The organism is Mesorhizobium sp. LNJC391B00, from assembly GCF_000502535.1.
In the GTDB taxonomy this organism is placed as follows: domain Bacteria; phylum Pseudomonadota; class Alphaproteobacteria; order Rhizobiales; family Rhizobiaceae; genus Mesorhizobium.
Genome location: NZ_AYWI01000003.1, coordinates 608,739 through 627,961, shown reverse-complemented (window position 1 = coordinate 627,961; position 19,223 = coordinate 608,739). Strand labels below are relative to the sequence as shown.

General features: G+C 60.5%; 16 protein-coding genes. 12 read left to right on the top strand and 4 right to left on the bottom strand.

Translation table 11 applies throughout. From position 1 onward, the window contains the following. Positions 1-110 precede the first annotated feature (110 nt). From X750_RS1000000163660 to X750_RS154170, 3 genes are read right to left on the bottom strand one after another with little or no spacing between them, the layout of a single operon-like run. A complete protein-coding gene (locus X750_RS1000000163660; protein ID WP_156932382.1) occupies positions 111-4,124 on the bottom strand; it encodes a DNA/RNA non-specific endonuclease in 4,014 nt (1,337 codons plus the stop codon). Further along, positions 4,121-5,362 (bottom strand): caspase family protein, encoded by a 1,242-nt coding sequence (locus tag X750_RS154165; protein ID WP_023747227.1) that lies wholly within the window; start codon positions 5,360-5,362, stop codon positions 4,121-4,123. Before X750_RS154165 ends, X750_RS1000000163660 begins: the two co-directional genes overlap by 4 nt. Continuing rightward, positions 5,359-6,657: a hypothetical protein gene (locus X750_RS154170; RefSeq protein ID WP_023708025.1), complete on the bottom strand. Its 1,299-nt coding sequence runs from the start codon at positions 6,655-6,657 to the stop codon at positions 5,359-5,361. Before X750_RS154170 ends, X750_RS154165 begins: the two co-directional genes overlap by 4 nt. An 806-nt stretch (positions 6,658-7,463) precedes the next feature. Between X750_RS154170 and X750_RS154175 the strand changes: the two genes are divergently transcribed. After that, a complete protein-coding gene (locus X750_RS154175; RefSeq protein WP_023708024.1) occupies positions 7,464-8,780 on the top strand; it encodes a hypothetical protein in 1,317 nt (438 codons plus the stop codon). Then, entirely contained in the window at positions 8,767-8,964 is a 198-nt protein-coding gene (locus X750_RS1000000165730; RefSeq protein WP_156932381.1) for a hypothetical protein, read from the top strand. The genes X750_RS154175 and X750_RS1000000165730 overlap by 14 nt, the downstream gene beginning before the upstream one ends. Before the next feature lie 132 nt (positions 8,965-9,096). Here X750_RS1000000165730 and X750_RS154180 read toward each other — a convergent pair whose 3' ends face one another. Continuing rightward, complete coding sequence (locus X750_RS154180; RefSeq protein WP_023708023.1) at positions 9,097-9,417, bottom strand: helix-turn-helix transcriptional regulator; 321 nt, start codon at positions 9,415-9,417, stop codon at positions 9,097-9,099. 134 nt (positions 9,418-9,551) lie between these two features. Between X750_RS154180 and X750_RS154185 the strand changes: the two genes are divergently transcribed. The 10 genes from X750_RS154185 to trbJ all read left to right on the top strand — a co-directional run bounded on the left by X750_RS154185 (position 9,552) and on the right by trbJ (position 19,222). After that, complete coding sequence (locus X750_RS154185) at positions 9,552-9,791, top strand: DUF2188 domain-containing protein (RefSeq protein WP_023708022.1); 240 nt, start codon at positions 9,552-9,554, stop codon at positions 9,789-9,791. 16 nt (positions 9,792-9,807) lie between these two features. After that, on the top strand, positions 9,808-10,077 hold the full coding sequence (locus X750_RS154190) for a multiubiquitin domain-containing protein (RefSeq protein ID WP_031212482.1): 270 nt from the start codon (positions 9,808-9,810) through the stop codon (positions 10,075-10,077). Continuing rightward, positions 10,052-11,230: a ThiF family adenylyltransferase gene (locus X750_RS154195; protein WP_023708020.1), complete on the top strand. Its 1,179-nt coding sequence runs from the start codon at positions 10,052-10,054 to the stop codon at positions 11,228-11,230. Before X750_RS154190 ends, X750_RS154195 begins: the two co-directional genes overlap by 26 nt. A gap of 707 nt (positions 11,231-11,937) precedes the next feature. Then, positions 11,938-13,968 (top strand): conjugal transfer protein TraG, encoded by a 2,031-nt coding sequence (locus tag X750_RS154205; RefSeq protein WP_023747225.1) that lies wholly within the window; start codon positions 11,938-11,940, stop codon positions 13,966-13,968. 117 nt (positions 13,969-14,085) lie between these two features. Then, positions 14,086-14,499 carry a CopG family transcriptional regulator gene (locus X750_RS154210; protein WP_023708017.1) on the top strand — a complete coding sequence of 138 codons (414 nt, stop codon included), beginning with the start codon at positions 14,086-14,088 and terminating at the stop codon, positions 14,497-14,499. Beyond that, entirely contained in the window at positions 14,496-15,464 is a 969-nt protein-coding gene (gene trbB, locus X750_RS154215; RefSeq protein ID WP_023669259.1) for a P-type conjugative transfer ATPase TrbB, read from the top strand. Before X750_RS154210 ends, trbB begins: the two co-directional genes overlap by 4 nt. An 11-nt stretch (positions 15,465-15,475) precedes the next feature. Continuing rightward, positions 15,476-15,784, top strand: a complete 309-nt coding sequence (locus X750_RS154220; RefSeq protein WP_023669260.1) for a TrbC/VirB2 family protein — start codon at positions 15,476-15,478, stop codon at positions 15,782-15,784. Continuing rightward, entirely contained in the window at positions 15,784-16,056 is a 273-nt protein-coding gene (locus tag X750_RS154225) for a VirB3 family type IV secretion system protein (RefSeq protein ID WP_023689361.1), read from the top strand. The genes X750_RS154220 and X750_RS154225 overlap by 1 nt, the downstream gene beginning before the upstream one ends. After that, complete coding sequence (gene trbE, locus X750_RS154230) at positions 16,050-18,500, top strand: conjugal transfer protein TrbE (RefSeq protein ID WP_023669262.1); 2,451 nt, start codon at positions 16,050-16,052, stop codon at positions 18,498-18,500. The genes X750_RS154225 and trbE overlap by 7 nt, the downstream gene beginning before the upstream one ends. Next, positions 18,497-19,222 carry a P-type conjugative transfer protein TrbJ gene (gene trbJ / locus X750_RS154235; RefSeq protein ID WP_023669263.1) on the top strand — a complete coding sequence of 242 codons (726 nt, stop codon included), beginning with the start codon at positions 18,497-18,499 and terminating at the stop codon, positions 19,220-19,222. The genes trbE and trbJ overlap by 4 nt, the downstream gene beginning before the upstream one ends. The last annotated feature ends 1 nt before the right edge of the window (position 19,223 follow it).

Here is a 19,223-nt window from a genome sequence, read left to right as displayed (position 1 = left end):
TGAAAGCGGCCACCGCATTCGAACATCGCGCACGCTAGTGCAAACGACCAATTTGGGGTCCGAAGCCGAGCGGCAGCTATCCCCTCCACGCCCACGGCAACGAGCCAGCGTCACGATTGCATGCGAGCGATTCGGACGATTTCGTCGCCATTCGGCTTGCCGAATTGATCTGCTTGGCGCAGCACCTCCGAAAATCGGATCGTGTTGCCGAGGCGCTCCTCGAGCGTGGAGATTGCGACCATCCTGCGCCGCCACTCGCGGGTCGGCTCGAACTCGAAGGCAGACGGTTCCATCGCTTCCTCAACAGCCGGTGTTTCTAGGCGGAGATCGCTAAGATCCTGATCTAGGACAAAGGCGAAGGTCTGCAACGATCCCGCCTTGGCGGCGACAACAACCTTCCAGTAGCTCCTGGGAATTTTGACCCGAAGCGGACCGTCCTCACCCACGCCATGGAACTCGCGGTCCGTCTGCTGAAAGATCGGCCCGGCGAAGACGCAATAGGTTTCCACCTTGGCCTGCATCAGCACGAAGTTTTCGAGATCTCCCCAATTGTCGACCCCTCGTGCCGATTGATTGTAACCTGACACCTGAGGCGAGCAGTTGGTTGTGTGGTAGGTATCGCCGTTGGCCCGCTGGATCTGAGCGAAGGATGTGCCGAAGCAAACATCGTCGCGCCGCACGACGTGGCCTTTGTCGAACGCGCCTCGATCGTTGCTGTAGAATTTGTCGGGCAGTTGATGCGAGCTTGGAATTCGGGCTTCCGTGACCCATTCCTCTATATTGTTCGGACCAAGTCCGGTCAGCCCCTTGCGCGAATAGTCACGTCCCGGTTCGGGACGACGGCTTGCCTGACGACCATCTACGTTTGAGGCGGTGAACAGCGCGAGGCGGCGCGACTTGTGCATGACGATGGAGAAATGCTCGTAGGGGATTGCCTGGCGACCATCGGCCATAGTCGAAACGGTAGTGGGATCCGCTACTGTGGGAAGTGGGACAAAAAAATTAGGTCCGAGAAACGCCGGATCATAGCCGGCTCGGGATGCGTAGTTGCGGTCGACGATCGGCTGCTTGGGCGTGAGCCGCTCGAGGAGGTCTGTCCGGGCACTTGTCGCCGGAGCAACCGGCCGCGCCTGCACCGCGTCGGGAGTTCCCAGCCTGACGGAAATAGTGAGAGGCACGTTGAAGACGATTTCGCCGGCTATCGTGCTCTGAGCCGGCGAAGCGGCTCGCGAAGCATTCGGTTCGTCAAGTGCGCTGGACGTGCTTGATGTCATTGGTTGGGAGTCTCCTGGCGAATTCAAGATCGCGGCCGGGCTCGGCTGGGTCTCCGGCGCCAAAATCGGAGGCGTCAACAGTTGGTCGAGCAAAGCCTGTTGTTGCGGCGACAGGCTGGTGAGACTGCGGAGCCGGGCGATGATACTGCTGATTCTGGCACCTTCGTTGGCGATCCATTTTACCGCGGCTTCGCCCATGTCGGGCGTCCATATCCGATCATCGCGGCTGAGAATTCGGCCATTGGCATCCCGGGCTGCCACGCCGGAATGATGAAGTGCGATCATTTCCCACTGATTGTTGAACACCGGCGACCCCGAGGAGCCAGGCAGGGTGTCCGTCCGATAATGAAGGAAATTCTCGAGCCGATCAATCAGTTCGTTTTGCTGAAGCGCGATCTGTTTTGGACGCCCGTCAGGATGCTGGACGATGTTGACGGATTCGCCTAGCACCACCTTGCCGAGCTCTTCAGTGAGGCGATTGAAGCCGAAATCACCAATTGAGGACCGGCCATCCTGCGATCGCTCGGTAACGGCGACGATGGTGAAGTCGAGATCGGGATCCGTGTAAAAGAACATGCTAGGCTCGAGCCTGAAGACGCTGAGGGGGAGCGGCCGTCCGTCCTCCCCGGTTTCATAGTCAAACTCTACCTCGGAGAACTGCGCCGCGAGAATGTCAGGAAACACGTGATTGTTGGTCATCACCAGCCGCGGCGATACCAGCGAAGCCGTGCCGAATCCCAGCGTCGCGCCCGCCGGACCGCGGACGACGACGCGCGCGACCGTGCGAGAGACCTTGGTGCCAATTTTCAGGAATGCGGTACCCAGCAGATTGTCACCGCCGATGATCCGCTCGAGAACAATTGGATCGACTGTGCCTAGCGTTTCGAGCTGATTTCCGCCGGGCCCACTCGCCAGGATATCGCGGACCCCGGGCTGTGATAGCACGCGCTGGCTCCGCAACGCGATCCTGTCTTGGTCATCGACCTCTAGCAGGCTTCCCTTCCGCTCCTTGGCCTTGTCTATCTTTTCGATGTGAGCGGTTCGTTCCGCCGTGCGCTCAGCAAAGCGCTGCTCCGTGGCAGCGAGAACCGCCTCCGGCAACGCCAGGCTTCGTGCGGTCGGACGGAGCGAGGGCTCCGCAGCACCCTGGGTCTCGAGCGGCATGGTTGGCGTATTTCCTCTCGCCTGGCGTGGGTTCGGCATAATCGCAGCGCCGTTCGGGTCGAGGCGCAGGGTAAGCAGGCCCAAGCCGGGTTCACCGCCGCGAAAGTCACGAACCACCTCGCTGCCCGGCCTGTTTGGCGAAACGCCGGTGTAGCTGAGCAGCTGCCGATTATTGCTCGAATATTCGCAGAACTTGCGCAGCAATGCGGTCAGGCCGCGAGCTCGCTGCAATGCGTCCCGACTGAGCGAGCTTTCGAGCGTTCGCAGATAAAGGTCGAGCCGATCCATCACGTATCCGAGGCCTTCGGTGAACATCGGCAGCCCACGCCCGGAAAGAAGCAAGAAAGCGTCGAGGGCCTCGTCGTGCCTTCCCAGCCGTGCGAGATGCTCTCCGCGGACCACCGCCCCATCCGGCAGCCATTCGAATCGGTTTGAAAGATTCTTGGTCCAGCTGTCCGGCAGCCGGTCCAACTTATTGAATCGGAGCAGAGTATAGCCGCCGACGACCGCAGCGACCGGATCTTCGAATTTCTCCGAAAGCAGGTGGTGGGCGGTTAAAGTCTGACCATCGCCAAGGCTGGTCTCAACCTGCCTGAGCTCTCCCATCGCGCGATAACGAAGCAGCGAGTTGGCGGCAGCACTGTCGAGATGAACATCGATCGAGATCACGTCCACATCCGACGTCGGATTCAGCGGTGCCGCAAGTCTCGAAATCTCGACTAGGCAGCCATGTTCGGTAGAAACCGGAAGGGCGATATTCAGTGGCGGCCGGCCGGCCTCGATGACCTGCAGCGTGCATGGGGAGTCGTTGCCATTGATCGCGATCCGGATGCTCCGATCTGCGACGCTCGCTATCCATGGCGTGTTGTCGACCACCAGGCTCGATTTGAAAGAGAGTGGGTTGCCGCGGAAGAAAGCGAGCTGAACGTCAAGCGGTCCGGCAGCGGCCTGCACTTCCGCTTGCGAAGCGATGGCCGGCGCCGTGGCCGGTCCCGCCGGTCCCATGACTTCGAGGGCGGCAAGGCGGCCCGCGGCGCGCGTTGGTGGCGGCATGCCTGACTGCAATGCGGCGAATTCGGCAAGCAGCAAGACGCTCTCCGACTCCCCCAGTGCGGCCATGGTGAAGCCGCTCGGGGCCGCGCCCAGCATCTCGAGGCCGCCCTGCCGGGCGCCGGAGCGAGGGTCGCGGGGTGCGGATTCGAACGTACTGGCGCCAGTGCCCGTCGTAGCCGCGAACGCGCTGGCCGGATCCTGCGACAGCGGCACGGGCGATCTCCAGCCCGCTTGGTCAACCGGCGGCGCTGAGCTAAGCGCAGTCCTGACCGGTAGGCCCATATACTCGGTTCTCTCGTCCGTCTCCCTAGCCGAGCGCTGCGACTCGCGGACGGAAAGCTGTACCTCGACAGGTAAGGACGAGGGATTCTTCGGGATCTTTACCGCTTGAGACAGATTCTGGCCGCCCGGCAGGGAGGCCACAACATAATATTGACCGGGCGGCAGCTCACCAACGGTTTGCAAGCTTGTGGTCCTGGCCATGACCGTGGAATCGAGCGCTCTGACCTCCAGCGGGATTTCCAGGTCCTTCAACTCGTTCGACCGGAAATCCGTGGTGAATTTGAGCGAGCCGGTCTTTCGACTCGGCCGCCCTCGGCGCGAGGTGGGTGATGTCGGTCGCGCGGCGCTCATGACAGCCTCACCTTCGTCCGGCAACGCAGAGGCTCGACCGTGTGAGTGAATTGGTCGGCTTCACGCAGCCCGTCTATCTTCGGATTTACTACGGCACCGATCTCGTAGATTCCGGCGGGGACGTCCCTTCGGAAGGGATGAGAATCACGGTTCGACCTGAACTGGGCGAGGGCCGCTGCCGCGCCGCCCATCTTCAGTTCCACTGTGGTGCTGCCGAGCGCACGCTCTGGATCGACTTCAATCTGCAGTGGAACGGTCGGCGTACCGCTGATGTGGGTAAGTACGGCATCGTTGCCGCCACCATCCATGGTCCAGCTCTGCTGACCGCCATATTCCCGGTTGACCTCATCGAGCACCATCGGCAGTCCTTGGCCGATCGACTGCGTGGAGACATACCAGTGGTTCGCCGCCCGGCCGTTAGCCATTCGATCGGGCGGGAAAGCGGCCCGACCCGCGAGACAACGGAGCAATGCTATGCTGAACAGGGTCTGCACCCGGGGAACCGCCTGCGCCTTACCGTCAGGTGGCGAGGCGAAGAAGATCGGCGCCCGGCGATCGTCAAGGCCGCTTGCATGAACTTGGAAGACATCTCCAGCACGCACATTCTCCAGCGAGAGGTTGGCCGGTGGCAGGTTCCGGCAGGCGTCGACGAAGTAGAATTGGGTCCGCGCGATGTCCGGATGTGCTAACGAGGGCGCCATTCCGTTGCGCAAGACGCTGCAATCCACGGAATGCAGCGACACCGGGCCGATGTCACCGAAGCTGTCGAGCAGCAAGGCCTGGTTATTGCGTGTGATCTGTATGCCATGGCCGGCAAAGTAGAACAGCGTGCTATCGTTTTTGTTGGTCGCGGCATCGTTCCGCCAGGCTTCGGCCGCAGCCCGGAACAGGGGCATAGAGCAATTGGGCGGGGCCAACGCAGCAATCCCAGGCGCACGTCCAGCACTGTCCGATCGTTCTTCAGCGGAGGGCGTCAGCAGCAGCCGACAGGTCGCGAGCGGCTGTTCGAGCAGGCCGTTCTGACTAGCGTTAATCAACCAGTAGAACATGAGGTAGGCAGTCAGTGAGGTCGACGACAACGGCACCATGCCAAGCCCGTTCGCGCTCGGCAGTTTCGGATAGGCGCTCACGCCCGCGATCAGCGCGTGCAGGCCCGGCTTGCCCTCAACCTGCTTCCGGGCGTCATAGACCAGGAATGGTTCCGCAGGTGATCGCTCATGCGGAGGAACGATGCTCATACTCTTTGCTCCAGTTCCTTGGCGATAAGCGTGTAGAAGCTTGGCCGCTTGAGGTAAGCGCCATGTGCTTCAAGTGTGCTAGCTCCTGACTTGAACCTCAGGTCTTTGATGACGAAGCGAGGATCCGCACTCTCTAATACGGGCGCAATGAGGAAGCTCAGCACGTCGACCGGGTCGTAGACGTTGAGCCAGGTCTTCACTCGCCCGCCGAACGGCTTGACCTTCGCCGGCGGGCCGAGTGCCGGGTCGCTCGCCAGGAACAGCTTCATCTCCTCGAACTGGCCGACCTGACCGCCGACCGAGATCCAGGCATCGACTTCCAATGCAGGATCGAACGTCGTCAGCAGATCGTACAGAATGTTGCCGCCCATCGAATGGGTGATTAGAACCAGCGGCCCGCCGCTCTTACGTGCCTTGTGGATTTCATCAAGAACGAGCTTCGGGATAGGACCCGGAGATGCCCGATCTCCGCGATGCTGGAGATAAGCGAAAACGTCGCCGAGGAACCGCCCTATCTGGGCGTGGAGCCGCGCCCGATAGGCATCAAGCGTGCCAGCCGAAAGTGCTCTTCCCGCTTTCGACTTTGCGCGATCGAACAATTGCTGGATCCGGTCTTTCGCGCCGGTTAGCCAGGACGGGCCAAGTTCCTCAAGGTTGGCGCCCTCCCCGGCGTCGGCGGGTTTGGCTGCAAGGCTGGCACGTTTGGTGAAGCGTTCAGCGAGGCGGTCGCGAAGAAGGTCAAGTGCGGCGTTGCCGGAAGGCGCCGCTTGCACTTCAGCCACAACGGCTGAGTCCGCTGCAATTTCCTGCGCTGCGGCAAGCAGCATCCCTTCAAGCGCACCGTGCGCTTCGGCGTCCAGCGTGGGTCCGCGATCGACCAGAGGTTCTTCCGAATAGATAAGCGGCGCCAACACCGCCTCGAGAAGCGCCTGCACATCGCGTCGCGCGGCCGCTGCGATCGGATCGGCCGCACCGAGAGCCTCAAGTTCGCTAGCCGTCCCACGTTGCTCCTTCAGCAGCATCGTCAATTCCAGGTCGGACTGGAAATTGCTTTGCGCCGTCCCGAGGTCCTCCAGGAGGCTGACGTTCGGCACCGTCGCCTGCCCCCAGGCGTGGGTAACGCCCAGTCCGCCCCAATACGGGTTGATGATTTTCAGCCCGCCATAACGCGGATTTCGCTGTGCCAAGGGTTTTAGGAGGAGGCTCCGGATCAGCTCGTCGCGTGCGGCCACGTCGCGGTCGTAGCTTGGGTCGTCTTTGCGAACATTCACGCCGTGGATGAAGCATACTGGCATCACATCCCCCGCAGAAAATGAAACCTTCCGCTCAGTAGTCACGCTATGCCGGAGCGGCCAATATTATTGTGAAGTCTGGCTCAAACAACAAGTTGTTAGTGCTATACACGAAATCAGGCTATATGTAGCGGATGAAGCCCGATCATGCAACTCGCATCAGTTCGCGGCGTTTCTTCACGCGAAAAGAAACTCTAGCGCCGAGCCGGCGATCATCCCCGTCGTCCGGGGTGCAGCATCACTAACGGAGAAACGCGACCCGGCGCTCTGCGTCGTTCCGGCTGTCAGAGACGGGCGATCTGATCTACATACTACGGCCCCCATCGCACCTAGTCCGCTGATCTCGCCGGCTAACCTTCTGGTACACGTCAAACTTGAGAGACGTTGGACGAATCGGCACTACGCGTCAGGCCATCCGAGCATGTCCTCTTCACAGGCGCGGTTGATGCAAGCGGCCAATCAACTTTCGGCCCGATGTTTCCAGTCTGCAATGCGCCTCAACTCGGTCGTTCGAGTGCGGCAGCATGGTTTCTGAAACCTGCCATTCGCCGAGTCAATTCGATACGCGGGCGTCCGGGGCCTTGTATTACTCTAGGGTCGCGCTAAGGCTCGTTGGCACAGCTTGGCCCCACAATTTTGTGAAGAATAGTGAAGTAATCACTTCCCTTGCCGGCAAAGCCGCGTAAGCTCACAAAAGAATCGAGCCGAATTATGGGGAGTGGGCGGCTTTTGATGAGGGCACGTTTTCAGTCCGAAGCCGATCCGGCTTCGGCATTTTTCAACATGATGCCAATTGACGCTGTAGCGCCATGACAGCGGAAATCGCCATCCTAAATAAATCCGCAGTGGCCTTGGCCGCTGATAGCGCTGTCACGATTTCGGCGGGTGATGTCGAGGAAAAAACCTACGATTCCGCCGAAAAGCTCTTCGATTTGTCCCATCGGGACCCTATCGGGGTCATGATTTACAACGGCATGCAGTTCATGCAGGCGCCGTTACAGATTCTGATCAGCGACTATCGACGCGACTGCAAGTCCTTCCCGCGATTGCAAGATGCGGCACTGGATTTTTTGACATATCTCAACGCGTGGGGAAACGATGCCTCAGCGAAGGTCCAGACAGCCGCGGTCGAATCAATCCTCATGCCGTTGATCCGCCAGATCAACGAGCGCATCACGACAAGGCTTGAACGTCTGCTGAAGGACTTCAAGAAAAGCATGCATCTGGAGACCGAACTCAACAGAATTGTTGATCTCGTGCTGGCGACGTTCGAGCAGATCTACCGGCGCGTCAAGCCCGCCAGGTTCATCGGCGGTTCCGCTCCGAGGATTACAAAAGGTCGTGAAGCTCAAATCCGCGAGATCGTTGAACAGAACTTTATGCGTGCGGACGACCGGGGTTTTACAGATCGCGTCGTCGCTTTGACCAAGCGCGCGGTTCTGAGCGAGACCAGGACGGGCTCGCAAACGGGCATCGTCATCGCCGGGTTCGGGTCTAGGGACCTTTTTCCTTCACTGATCTCCTTCGAAATCGACGGCGTGGTGTTCGGAAAGTTGAAATACGCCCGGACCAACTTTGTCGACATCGATCGCGACGGCGAGCGGTCGCGTGTCCTGCCGTTTGCGCAGAGGGAAATGGTGGAACGGTTCCTGTACGGCCTTGATGAGGGTATCGAGAGACACATAACGACCTTCGTGAACAACACGATTTCAAGCATCTCGAAAGATATCATTGCTCAACTGGATATGCCCGAGGCGGAGCGGCGGCTACTGATCCGGCAAGCTGGCGAGGCCGAGACAGCCTTCAACAAAAGGTTGCGTGAGGAGGAATTTGAGGAAATCCGTTCACAATCCCGCAAGGAGATTGAGGACATGGTCGAATTCATGCCAAAGTCCGAGCTGGCCTCTATGGCGGAGGCCCTCGTTAACCTGACGTCATTGAAACGTCATGTCTCGCGTGGCATGCAGACCGTTGGTGGCCCGATCGATGTCGCGGTCATTTCGCGGGCCGACGGCTTCATATGGGTGAAGCGGAAACATTATTTCGAGCCCGAGTTGAACCTTCGATACGTGCACCGCGTTCGATCAAATCTGATGATGACAGAGAGCCGCGATGATGAAGCGTAATTCTGCATTCAAGCGTCTGATCAATCGTGAAGAGGAGAGGCAGGGCCTGGCACCTGAGCCTTTGCCGGAAAAGCTGGCCCGCAGCATTGCGGATACGCAAAAGGCGATTCGCGACGTCTTCAAAGGGTCCTCCAAGATACGGGCGACGCTTAAATCACATGGTTCTGGCAACCACAGAAGCTGAGTTCGCCCGGAAACAGGTCATCGTTTCGGAAACGGCGGCCCCAGCACTCTCAGGCGACCCGCCGAACATCGGGGGCGAAACCCCGCTTTGAGAAGCGCCCGCAATTGCAATTGCCGCAGCGTGGGCGCCCGCTTACTGCTCATCGTCCTTTATGACCGCGAACATCTGGCGCAGACGTGCCTTGGTCTTCGGCCGCTGCGCTCTGTACTCCCTGTAGAACGCCTGATCTGCAGCATCCTCCAATTCGACATCGTCGGTCAGGAAATAATCGGTGGTGACGCCGAGCGCCGTGGCGATCTTGCTGATTTTGTCGCCGGACGGTCGTGGCGGCTCCTTGTTCTCAAGCTCCCAGATATAGCTCTTGCTGGAGTCAGCGAGCTCCGCAAGCCTGTCCAGCGTGTAGCCCTTATCTTTGCGCAGCGCGCGAATCTTGTTGCCGAGCGGCGTGGTCACGATTGCCTCTTTCTGTCGTTTTCCTCTGTTCAGAGTAGCAGCACAGAGAGTGCTTGACAATCGATATGCGAGACGGCATACCTGTTCGGAGTAGACGTACTTCCCGTACCGAAACCAACGAAAGGATACAAGATATGGCGTCACAGAAGACCATCGGTACGCATCATGTGGTTCCCAACCACGATGGCGGCTGGGACGTGAAGAGGGGCGGAGGCCAGCGGTCGTCCGGTCACTTCGACAGCAAGAAAGAGGCGGTAGACTTCGGCCGCGGGGTCAGCCGCAACCAATCGACCGAGCTCAAGATTCACAACCGTGACGGCAAGATCGCGCAGAGCGATAGCCACGGCCACGACCCCAATCCGCCGCGCGGCTAAGCGAAAGGACAGCACAATGGCGCAGGAAGATGATAACAAGGGCCACGACGAGACCATCACGATCGTGGTCAACGGCACGCCGCACGAGGTGCCGAAAAAAGACGAACTGACTTATGTCGAGGTCGTTACCCATGCTTATCCGGACTATCCCCAAAATCCGGGCGCGACTTATTCGGTCACCTACACCCGGGGCCACAACGACCGAGATGGAATCCTCTCCCCCGGAGGCACCGTCAAGGCAAAGGATGGGATGGCGTTCCGTGTTAATCGCACTAGCGAATCATAATCCCGACATAAAACGGCTGCTCGACCGGGGCTTCGCGCTCCGGTTCGACAGCGGATATTTGGTTGTCCGCGACATTCCCTACCTCAACGCGCAACTGGAGCTGTGCACGGGCGCTTTTGTGACTAAGCTTGTCTTCGTCGACGCTGAAAAGGTCCAGCAAGACGACCATCAGGTCTTCTTCGCTGGTGGGGTTCCCCATGAGGCCGACGGGCGGCCGATCCCGAACCTGGGCGGTGGCCCGAGAACCTTGGCCCTGACCAGAGATGACGTGTTGGTTGAGCGCTCGTTCTCGAACAAACCGCCAACCGGTTTCCCGGATTTCTTTGAGAAAATCCAGCACTACGTAGCTCTGCTGTCCGGTCCGGCCGTGAGCCGCTACCCGCAAGCGACACCCCTCACGTTCGCGGTCGACCACGATGTGGTCGCAGATAGTGTCTTCACCTATCAGGACACGTTAACTAGCCGCGCGGAGATTGGCGATTTGGCGGCGCGGTTCAAAGATGAGGTGGTCGCAATCATCGGGCTCGGTGGGACCGGTGCCTATGTGCTTGACTTCATGGTCAAGACGAATGTGCGCGAAATCCGCGGTTTCGACGCCGACGTGTTCCACGTCCACAACGCCTACCGATCTCCCGGCCGGCTTCAGGAAGACGATTTCAAGCGGGCCAAGGCCGACCTGTATCAAGATCGCTATGGCAACTTCCGGAGCGGGTTGAAACTTGAAAGGAAATTCATCGACCAGTCGTCAACTGAGGAGTTGCAAGGCGTCACCTTCGCCTTCGTCTGCGTCGATAAGGGGTCGGCCCGCGCCGGAGTTTTCGACCTGCTCATCGGCCTGAAGATTCCCTTCATCGACGTCGGCTTGGGTTTGAACCGCCAGCAGTCTGCGCTGGCAGGCATGCTGCGCGCAACAGTCTATCTGCCTGACGACGCCGAAGAGATCAGGGCCAAGGCTCTATCCGAGACCGCTGATCAGCCCGGCGATGAATATCGCACCAACATACAGATATCCGAGTTGAACGCGATGAATGCCTGCATCGCGGTGATCCGATACAAACAATACCGGGGTTTTTACGTCGAGGACCATCCAGCCTACCACATCTTGATGGACACAACCATGCCACGCTTTTTCGTCGAGACGCGCCATGAATGATATCCGGCTTCAAAAGGTCCATTTCGTGCCCAAGGAGCTTGATAAAGGCGTCCTGTATGTGTCCGATGAATACCAGGTTGCGGTGCACCTGTGCGCCTGCGGCTGCGGCTGCAAAGTGGCTATACCTCTCGGACCTGCGGAATGGCGGTTTACCGAACGTGGCGGCAGGCCGTCACTACAGCCGTCAATAGGCAGCGGGCAACTTCCCTGTAATTCCCACTACATCATCCGCGACGGACGGATCTTGTGGGAGCCCAAAATGACCGCGGCCCAGACGGTTACAGGCATGCTGAGGGATGAAAGGCGTAGGCAGGCCTACTATGAGGCCCATAGGCCACTGCCTGGCTTCTTCGCAAGTATATGGCAGCTTGTCCGGCGTCTGTTCGGGTTATAGCCCACCTTCGGTGAGCCTCAGTGTGACATTTTTCTTTCGCACTGAGGCTCTCATCGTGCCGGTACTTTTCGTACGGACAGACCGTGACGAGGGCGGCTTTTTCGCAATCATGTTTCCGAAAGCTGCCTGTCCGCAGTCGGCCCAATACAAGTCATTCGCTCGTCGCCCTTCGCGATGACACTTCTTGGCGCCCCAGTCTTCCAAGCCTGCAACGTTCACTGCATCGCACGGGCGCGTATATTGGGTATCTTCATATTCTGAAACGTCACGTCATGCTGCTTCCATCTGCTACCAAACAGTGGAGGCTGTGCCCGTGACACCGACGAAGCTCCTTGTCGGCCAGATCGTAGTTGTGTTCGCCATCGTCATCGTTGGCATATGGGCGGCAACGCAATGGTGCGCCCACATGCTGGACTATCAGCCGCAGCTTGGCGCGCCATGGTTTGCCGCGGCGGCCCGGCCGATCTACAAGCCGTGGAAATTCTTCGAATGGTGGTTTCAATTCGACGCCTATGCGCCTGAGGTCTTCGACAAGGCCGGCATGCTTGCCGGAGCCAGCGGATTCCTGGGGTGTGCGGCCGCAATAGCTGGCTCCCTCTGGCGCGCGCGGCAGAGGGGGTTGGTCACCACCTACGGTTCCTCACGATGGGCCGCGGCTCGGGAAATCGAGAAGGCAGGCCTGTTTGAGCCGGCCGGCGTTTTCCTTGGCAAACTGAAGGATCACTATCTGCGACATGACGGGCCGGAACATGTCATGGCCTTTGCGCCGACACGTTCGGGCAAGGGCGTGGGATTGGTCGTTCCAACGCTTCTTTCCTGGACCGGCTCGGCCGTCATTCACGACATCAAAGGCGAGAACTGGCAGCTGACTTCCGGCTGGCGGTCGAAGTTCTCTTTCTGCCTCTTGTTCAATCCGACCGACTCGAGGTCGGCGCGCTATAATCCGCTGCTGGAAGTGCGCAGGGGTTCAGATGAGATCCGCGACGTTCAGAACATCGCGGACATTCTCGTCGATCCGGAAGGCGCCCTGGAGCGGCGAAACCATTGGGAGAAGACTAGTCATTCACTCTTGGTCGGGGCCATCTTGCACGTGCTCTACGCGGAAGAAGAAAAGACGCTTGCCCGCGTCGCCACTTTCCTGTCGGATCCGCAACGCTCGTTTGCCACGACACTGCTGCGGATGATGACCACCAACCACCTCGGCACGGCCGACACACCTCGGGTCCATCCCGTCGTGGCTTCGGCGGCTCGCGAGGTGCTGAACAAGTCAGAGAACGAGCGTTCTGGCGTTCTCTCGACCGCCATGTCGTTTCTCGGGCTCTATCGTGATCCGACGGTTGCCTCGGCAACATCGGCCTGCGACTGGCGCATCGCCGACCTCATGGATGCGGAACGACCGATGTCGCTCTATCTGGTGGTGCCGCCATCGGATATCTCGCGCACCAAGCCACTGGTGCGACTGGTGCTCAATCAGATCGGCAGGCGACTGACGGAGCGGCTGGAAGGTGACCCGAAGAAAAGCCGCAAGTACCAACTGCTCATGATGCTAGACGAATTTCCGGCTCTTGGTCGCCTCGACTTCTTCGAGACCGCGCTGGCCTTCATGGCGGGTTACGGCATCCGCGCCTATCTGATCGCGCAATCCTTGAACCAGATCTCCAAAGCCTATGGCGAGAACAACGCCATTCTCGACAATTGCCATGTGCGCATTGCCTTTTCCTCCAACGACGAGCGCACGGCCAAACGCATATCGGATGCGCTCGGTACAGCGACGGAACTCAGGTCCATGCGCAACTACGCCGGCCACCGGCTGGCTCCCTGGCTTTCGCACGTCATGGTCAGTCGCCAGGAGACTGCTCGCCCGCTGCTGACGCCTGGCGAAGTGATGCAGTTGCCGCAAGCTGACGAATTAATCCTCGTTTCGGGGTTGCCGCCGATCCGCGCCCAGAAGTTGCGCTATTACCAGGATCCGAATTTCACCGAACGGGTGCTGCCGGCGCCGGTGTTGCGCGACGGTCTGTACGCGGACTGTCCTGCGTCGCGCCCCGACGATTGGAGCGGACAAGTCCGCAGTGTTGACCGCCGTCTCGCTGCCGATGACGAACACGCCGGCGCGGCAATCGAAGAAGGGAGCGGCGTGCAACAGCAGCGTCATCCCGGCCTGCCTGAAGACCACGTCGTCGTCTCTCGGGAGCCTGATCAGGATGACCTCTTCAATCTGTCGGACGATGACGCCGAGGCACTCGCAGACAAGCGCGTCATGGACCGGGTTTCTACCGCGGCGAGCGCCTACGGCCTCAGCGAGGGAAGGGGCGACGACAAGGACATCATCCCCGGCTTCTGAACGCTTTCCGCAACTGAGGCGTATCTCGGCGTAGATAACGCCCATAAGCGATTTTGCGGATCTCGGCGATGTTCGTTCGCACCGGCGCATCAGCGCCGGCCAGTCGGAACGAGACGTATGAAGCCCCATCGCATTCGCCACCAGTTTCTGCTCGAACCCGAATTGAGCGAGAAGCTGGAAACCCTCAGCCGCAACCCGTCGACCACGAAATCGGCAATCGTCGCGAAAGCGGTCGAGGCCTTCATCGAACGGCGTGGTGAAAACGAGCTCGACCAGCGCTACGGCAAGCGGCTGGACCGTCTTTCCCGCGATCTCGACCATGTCAGGCGCGACGCCGAAATAACTCTGGAGAGCCTGGCGCTCTTAATCCGCTTTTCAATCACGCTTCATGCGCACACGCCAATTCCGGATCGGGCGACACAGGCGATCGCCCAAGAGCGCTTTGACAAATTCGTCGAGCAGGTCGGTCGCCAGATAGCCTCCGGGAAGCGCTCGCTTGGTTACGGCAATGGCAACGGAGGCGAAGGATGAACTCTCATCCCGCAGCGGACCACCGCCGCCGAGCCATGCTGCGCACAGCCATGGGCGCCGCGATCACCGAGGCCCTTGCCGATCCGACCGTCATCGAGGTGATGGTCAACCCCGACGGCGCGCTGAGGCTCGACCGGTTGGGAGAAGGCCGGGTCGATACAGGCGTGCATATGCATCCTGCCGAGGCGGAACGCATCATCCGGCTCGTCGCCTCCCATGTACGCGCCGAGGCGCATGCAGATAGTCCGATTGTCAGTGCCGAATTGCCATCAGGCGAGCGTTTCGAGGGTCTGCTACCGCCGGTCGTGCTGGCGCCATGCTTCGCCATCCGCAAACCGGCGGCAAAACTCTACACGCTGGCCAACTACGTCGCCGATCGCGTCATGCTCCCGCTGCAGGCTGATGCCCTGAGGAAGGCAGTGCGCGAGCGGCGCAACATCCTGGTCGCCGGCGGCACATCGTCGGGCAAAACGACACTTACCAATGCTCTACTGGCAGAAGTCGCCGAATGCGATGAGCGGGTGATCCTGATTGAGGACACCCGCGAGCTGCAATGCGCGGCCAAGGACTGCGTTGCCATGAGGACGAGGCGGGGCTCCATCACACTCGCCGATCTCGTACGCTCGACCTTACGGCTGAGGCCCGACCGCATCATCGTCGGCGAAGTCAGAGGCGCGGAAGCGCTCGATATGCTGAAGGCATGGAACACCGGACATCCCGGCGGCATTGCCACGGTTCACGCCAATTCGGCACGCTCCGCACTCTATCGTATTGAGCAGCTCGCCCAGGAAGCCGTTGTCACCGTTCCCCGCCGGCTGATCGCCGATGCCGTCGACTTGGTCATCTTTATTGCCGGAAGAGGACCCGCGCGCCGCGTTGACGCGATCGCCGAGGTCACGGGTCTCGACGGCAGCGGCGATTACGCCGTCACCCCGCTCACACTTCCGCAACTCCAGCAGCTCTGAAAGGTCACCTCATGCGCAAGAAGCTTCGCTTTCTTTCGTTCGCCGCCGTCGCGCTTCTTCTCACGGCCCAGGCCCACGCTGCCGGCTCCGGCATGCCGTGGGAACAGCCGCTGCAGCAGATTCTGGAATCGGTGCAGGGGCCGGTCGCCAAGATCCTCGCGGTGATCATCATCATCACCACCGGTCTGACCCTTGCCTTCGGCGACACGGCGGGCGGTTTCCGCCGGCTGATCCAGATCGTCTTCGGCCTGTCGATCGCCTTCGCGGCCTCGAGCTTCTTTCTTTCCTTCTTCTCCTTTGGCGGCGGGGCAGTCGTCTGATGAGCACCGGAGAGCAGCATATCGAAGGCTTCGAGGTTCTGGTCCATCGGGCGCTCACCGAGCCAATCCTGCTCGGCGGCGCGCCGCGGGCGGTGGCGATCCTCAATGGCACGGTGGCCGCGGCCATCGGCCTAGGCCTGCAGCAGTGGATTGCCGGTCTGATCCTCTGGATCGCCGGCCACACGCTCGCGGTCTTTGCCGCACGGCGTGATCCGGATTTTGCCAGCGTGCTTGTCCGTCATCTTCGTCAAAAGGGCTGGCTTGCATGCTGAAGCTTTCCGAATACCGCGGCAAAGCCGACCGGCTTGCCGACCATCTGCCCTGGGCAGCACTCGTCGCGCCCGGCATCGTGCTCAATAAGGATGGCAGCTTCCAACGGACATTGCGGTTTCGTGGCCCCGACCTTGAAAGCGCGACGGAGGCCGAACTCATCGGCATATGCGCGCGGGCAAACAATGCGCTGAGAAGGCTCGGCTCTGGCTGGGCATTATTCTTCGAGGCCGAGCGCATCGAAGCGCTGGGCTATGCGAGCTCGGCCCTTCCCGATGCTGCCTCATGGCTGATCGATGAGGAACGGCGCGCGGCCTTCGAGGGCAAGGTCGCGCATTTCGAGAGCATCTATCATCTGACCTTGGTCTTCATGCCTGGGCCCGATGGCCAAGCGCGCGCGGAAAGTGCTCTCGTCGACTCGCATGACTTGGGAGGGGAAAGAGACTGGCGCCAGGAGCTTGCCCGGTTCCGAGACGAGACTGACCGCGTTCTCGATCTTCTTTCGGGCTTCGTGCCCGAGGTGCGCGCGCTCGACGATGCCGAGACCCTGACCTACCTGCACGGCACGATCTCGACACGCCGTCATCCGGTCGCCGTGCCGGAAACGCCAATGTATCTCGACGGCGTCCTGGTTGACGCGCCGCTGACCGGCGGCCTAGAGCCGATGCTGGGCGAGCAGCATCTGCGCACCCTCACAGTTCTCGGCTTTCCGAACGTCACCCGGCCAGGAATCCTTGATGCGCTCAATAACCAGGATTTCGCCTATCGCTGGGTGACGCGCTTCATTCCACTCGACAAGGCGGAAGCCACGAAGACGCTGACTCGGCTCCGGCGGCAGTGGTTTGCCAAGCGCAAATCGATCGCGGCTATTCTGCGCGAGGTGGTGACCAACGAACCGGTGCCTCTCGTCGACAGCGACGCCGACAACAAGGCGCTCGATGCCGATGCAGCACTGCAGGCATTGGGCGGCGATCATGTCGGCTTCGGCTATCTCACCACAACGGTGACGGTGTGGGATCAGAACCGTAAAGCCGCCGCGGAAAAGCTTCGCGCCGTCGAGCGGATCGTCAACGGGCTCGGCTTCACCACCATTCGCGAAAGCATCAATGCCGTCGAAGCGTGGCTTGGTTCATTGCCGGGTCATGTCTACGCCAACGTTCGCCAGCCGCTCGTTCACACGCTTAACCTTGCCCATCTCGTGCCGCTGTCGTCCGTGTGGGCAGGTCCAGCGGAGAACGAGCACCTTGCCGAGGTCACCGGCGATTACGCTCCGCCGCTTCTTTTCGCCGAAACCAGCGGCTCGACGCCGTTTCGGCTTTCGACCCATATCGGCGATGTCGGCCACATGCTGATTGTCGGGCCGACCGGTGCCGGCAAGTCGGTTCTGCTTGCCCTGATCGCTTTGCAGTTCCGGCGCTACGCTGGCGCGCAAATCTATGTCTTCGACAAAGGCAATTCGGCCCGCGCCGCCGCGCTTGCCATGGGCGGCGACCACCATGCGTTGGGTGCGAATGGTGCGCTTGGTTTCCAGCCGCTGCGCCACATCGACGACCCGGCCACACAGAGCTGGGCGGCCGAATGGATCGCCGGCCTCATTGCCCACGAGAATGTCACCGTCACCCCGGAGGTGAAGGAGGCAATCTGGTCGGCGCTCACCAGCCTCGCCACCGCGCCGGCGCAGGAACGCACGCTGACTGGCCTGTCGGTCCTGCTTCAGTCCAATGCGCTCAAATCGGCATTGATGCCCTACACGCTCGACGGACCATTCGGCCGCCTTCTCGATGCCGATGACGACCGGCTGGCCATCTCGGATGTGCAGTGTTTCGAAACCCAGGAGCTGATGCACAGCCAAGGCGCTGTGCTGCCTGTGCTCACCTATCTGTTCCATCGTCTTGAGGACCGGTTTGACGGGCGGCCGACGCTGCTCATGCTCGACGAGGCCTGGGTCTATCTCGACAACCCGCTCTTTGCCGCCCGCATCCGCGAATGGCTTAAGGTGCTGCGTAAGAAAAACGTCTCCGTCATCTTCGCGACGCAGTCGCTTGCCGACATCGCCGGCTCTTCTATCGCACCCGCAATCATCGAGAGCTGCCCGCAGCGCATTTTTCTCCCCAATGATCGTGCGGTGGAGCCGCAGGCACGGGCAGCCTATGAGCGCTTCGGTCTTAATGAGCGACAGATCGAATTGGTCGCCCGCGCCACGCCGAAGCGCCACTACTATCTGCAGTCGCGCCGCGGCAATCGCCTCTTCGAGCTCGGGCTAGGCCCGATCGCTCTTGCGCTTTGCGGCGCCTCCGACCCGGCCGCGCAGACCCTGATCGACAATATTCTTTCCGAAGAAGGGCAGGGCAGCTTTGCCGCCCGTTTCTTCAGTGCGCGCGGCCTGGATTGGGCTGCCGAGCTTCTCCAGCAATTTCCTCAACCTAACAAGGAGCAATCGTCATGATCGGACGCCGCCTTTTTACTAGCCTGGTCACCGTTTCCCTGATTGCCAAACCGATGGCTGACTACGTCCAGCCGGCCTATGCGCTCATCGTGTTTGACCCGTCCAACTATACGCAGAATGTGCTGTCGGCAGCACGCGCATTGGAGCAGATCAACAACCAAATCCAGTCGCTTCAGAACCAGGCGACCATGCTGCAGAACATGGCGCGCAACCTTCAGCGCCTGGATTTCTCTTCCGTGGGCCAGCTTACCGGCTCGCTCCAACGGATTGACGGTCTGATGACCCAGGCGAGCGGCCTGAGCTTCGATCTCGACAAGCTGCAGGACCAGTGGCGCCAGCAATATCCGGAAAGCTACGACGCCACCATCAAGGTCAGCGATGTCGCGAGCGCCGCGCGCGAGCGCTGGCAGAGCGCCATGCAGGCGTTCCGCCAGACCATGAGCGCGCAGTCGCAGATCGTCGAGAACGTGCAGGCCGACGGCGACCTGCTTACCGATCTCGTCAATCGCAGTCAGGGCGCGGCAGGTGCCCTCGAGGCAAGCCAGGCTACCAATCAGCTGATCGCGCTTTCGACCAAGCAGCAGATGCAGATCCAGACGCTGCTTGCGACCCAGTTCCGGGCCGAAGCCGAGGATGCGGCGCGCAAGGCGCAGTCTGAGGAAGCCGCTCGCGAGACGACGAAGCGTTTCCTGGGCACCGGCACGGCTTATCCCGGCAACTGAG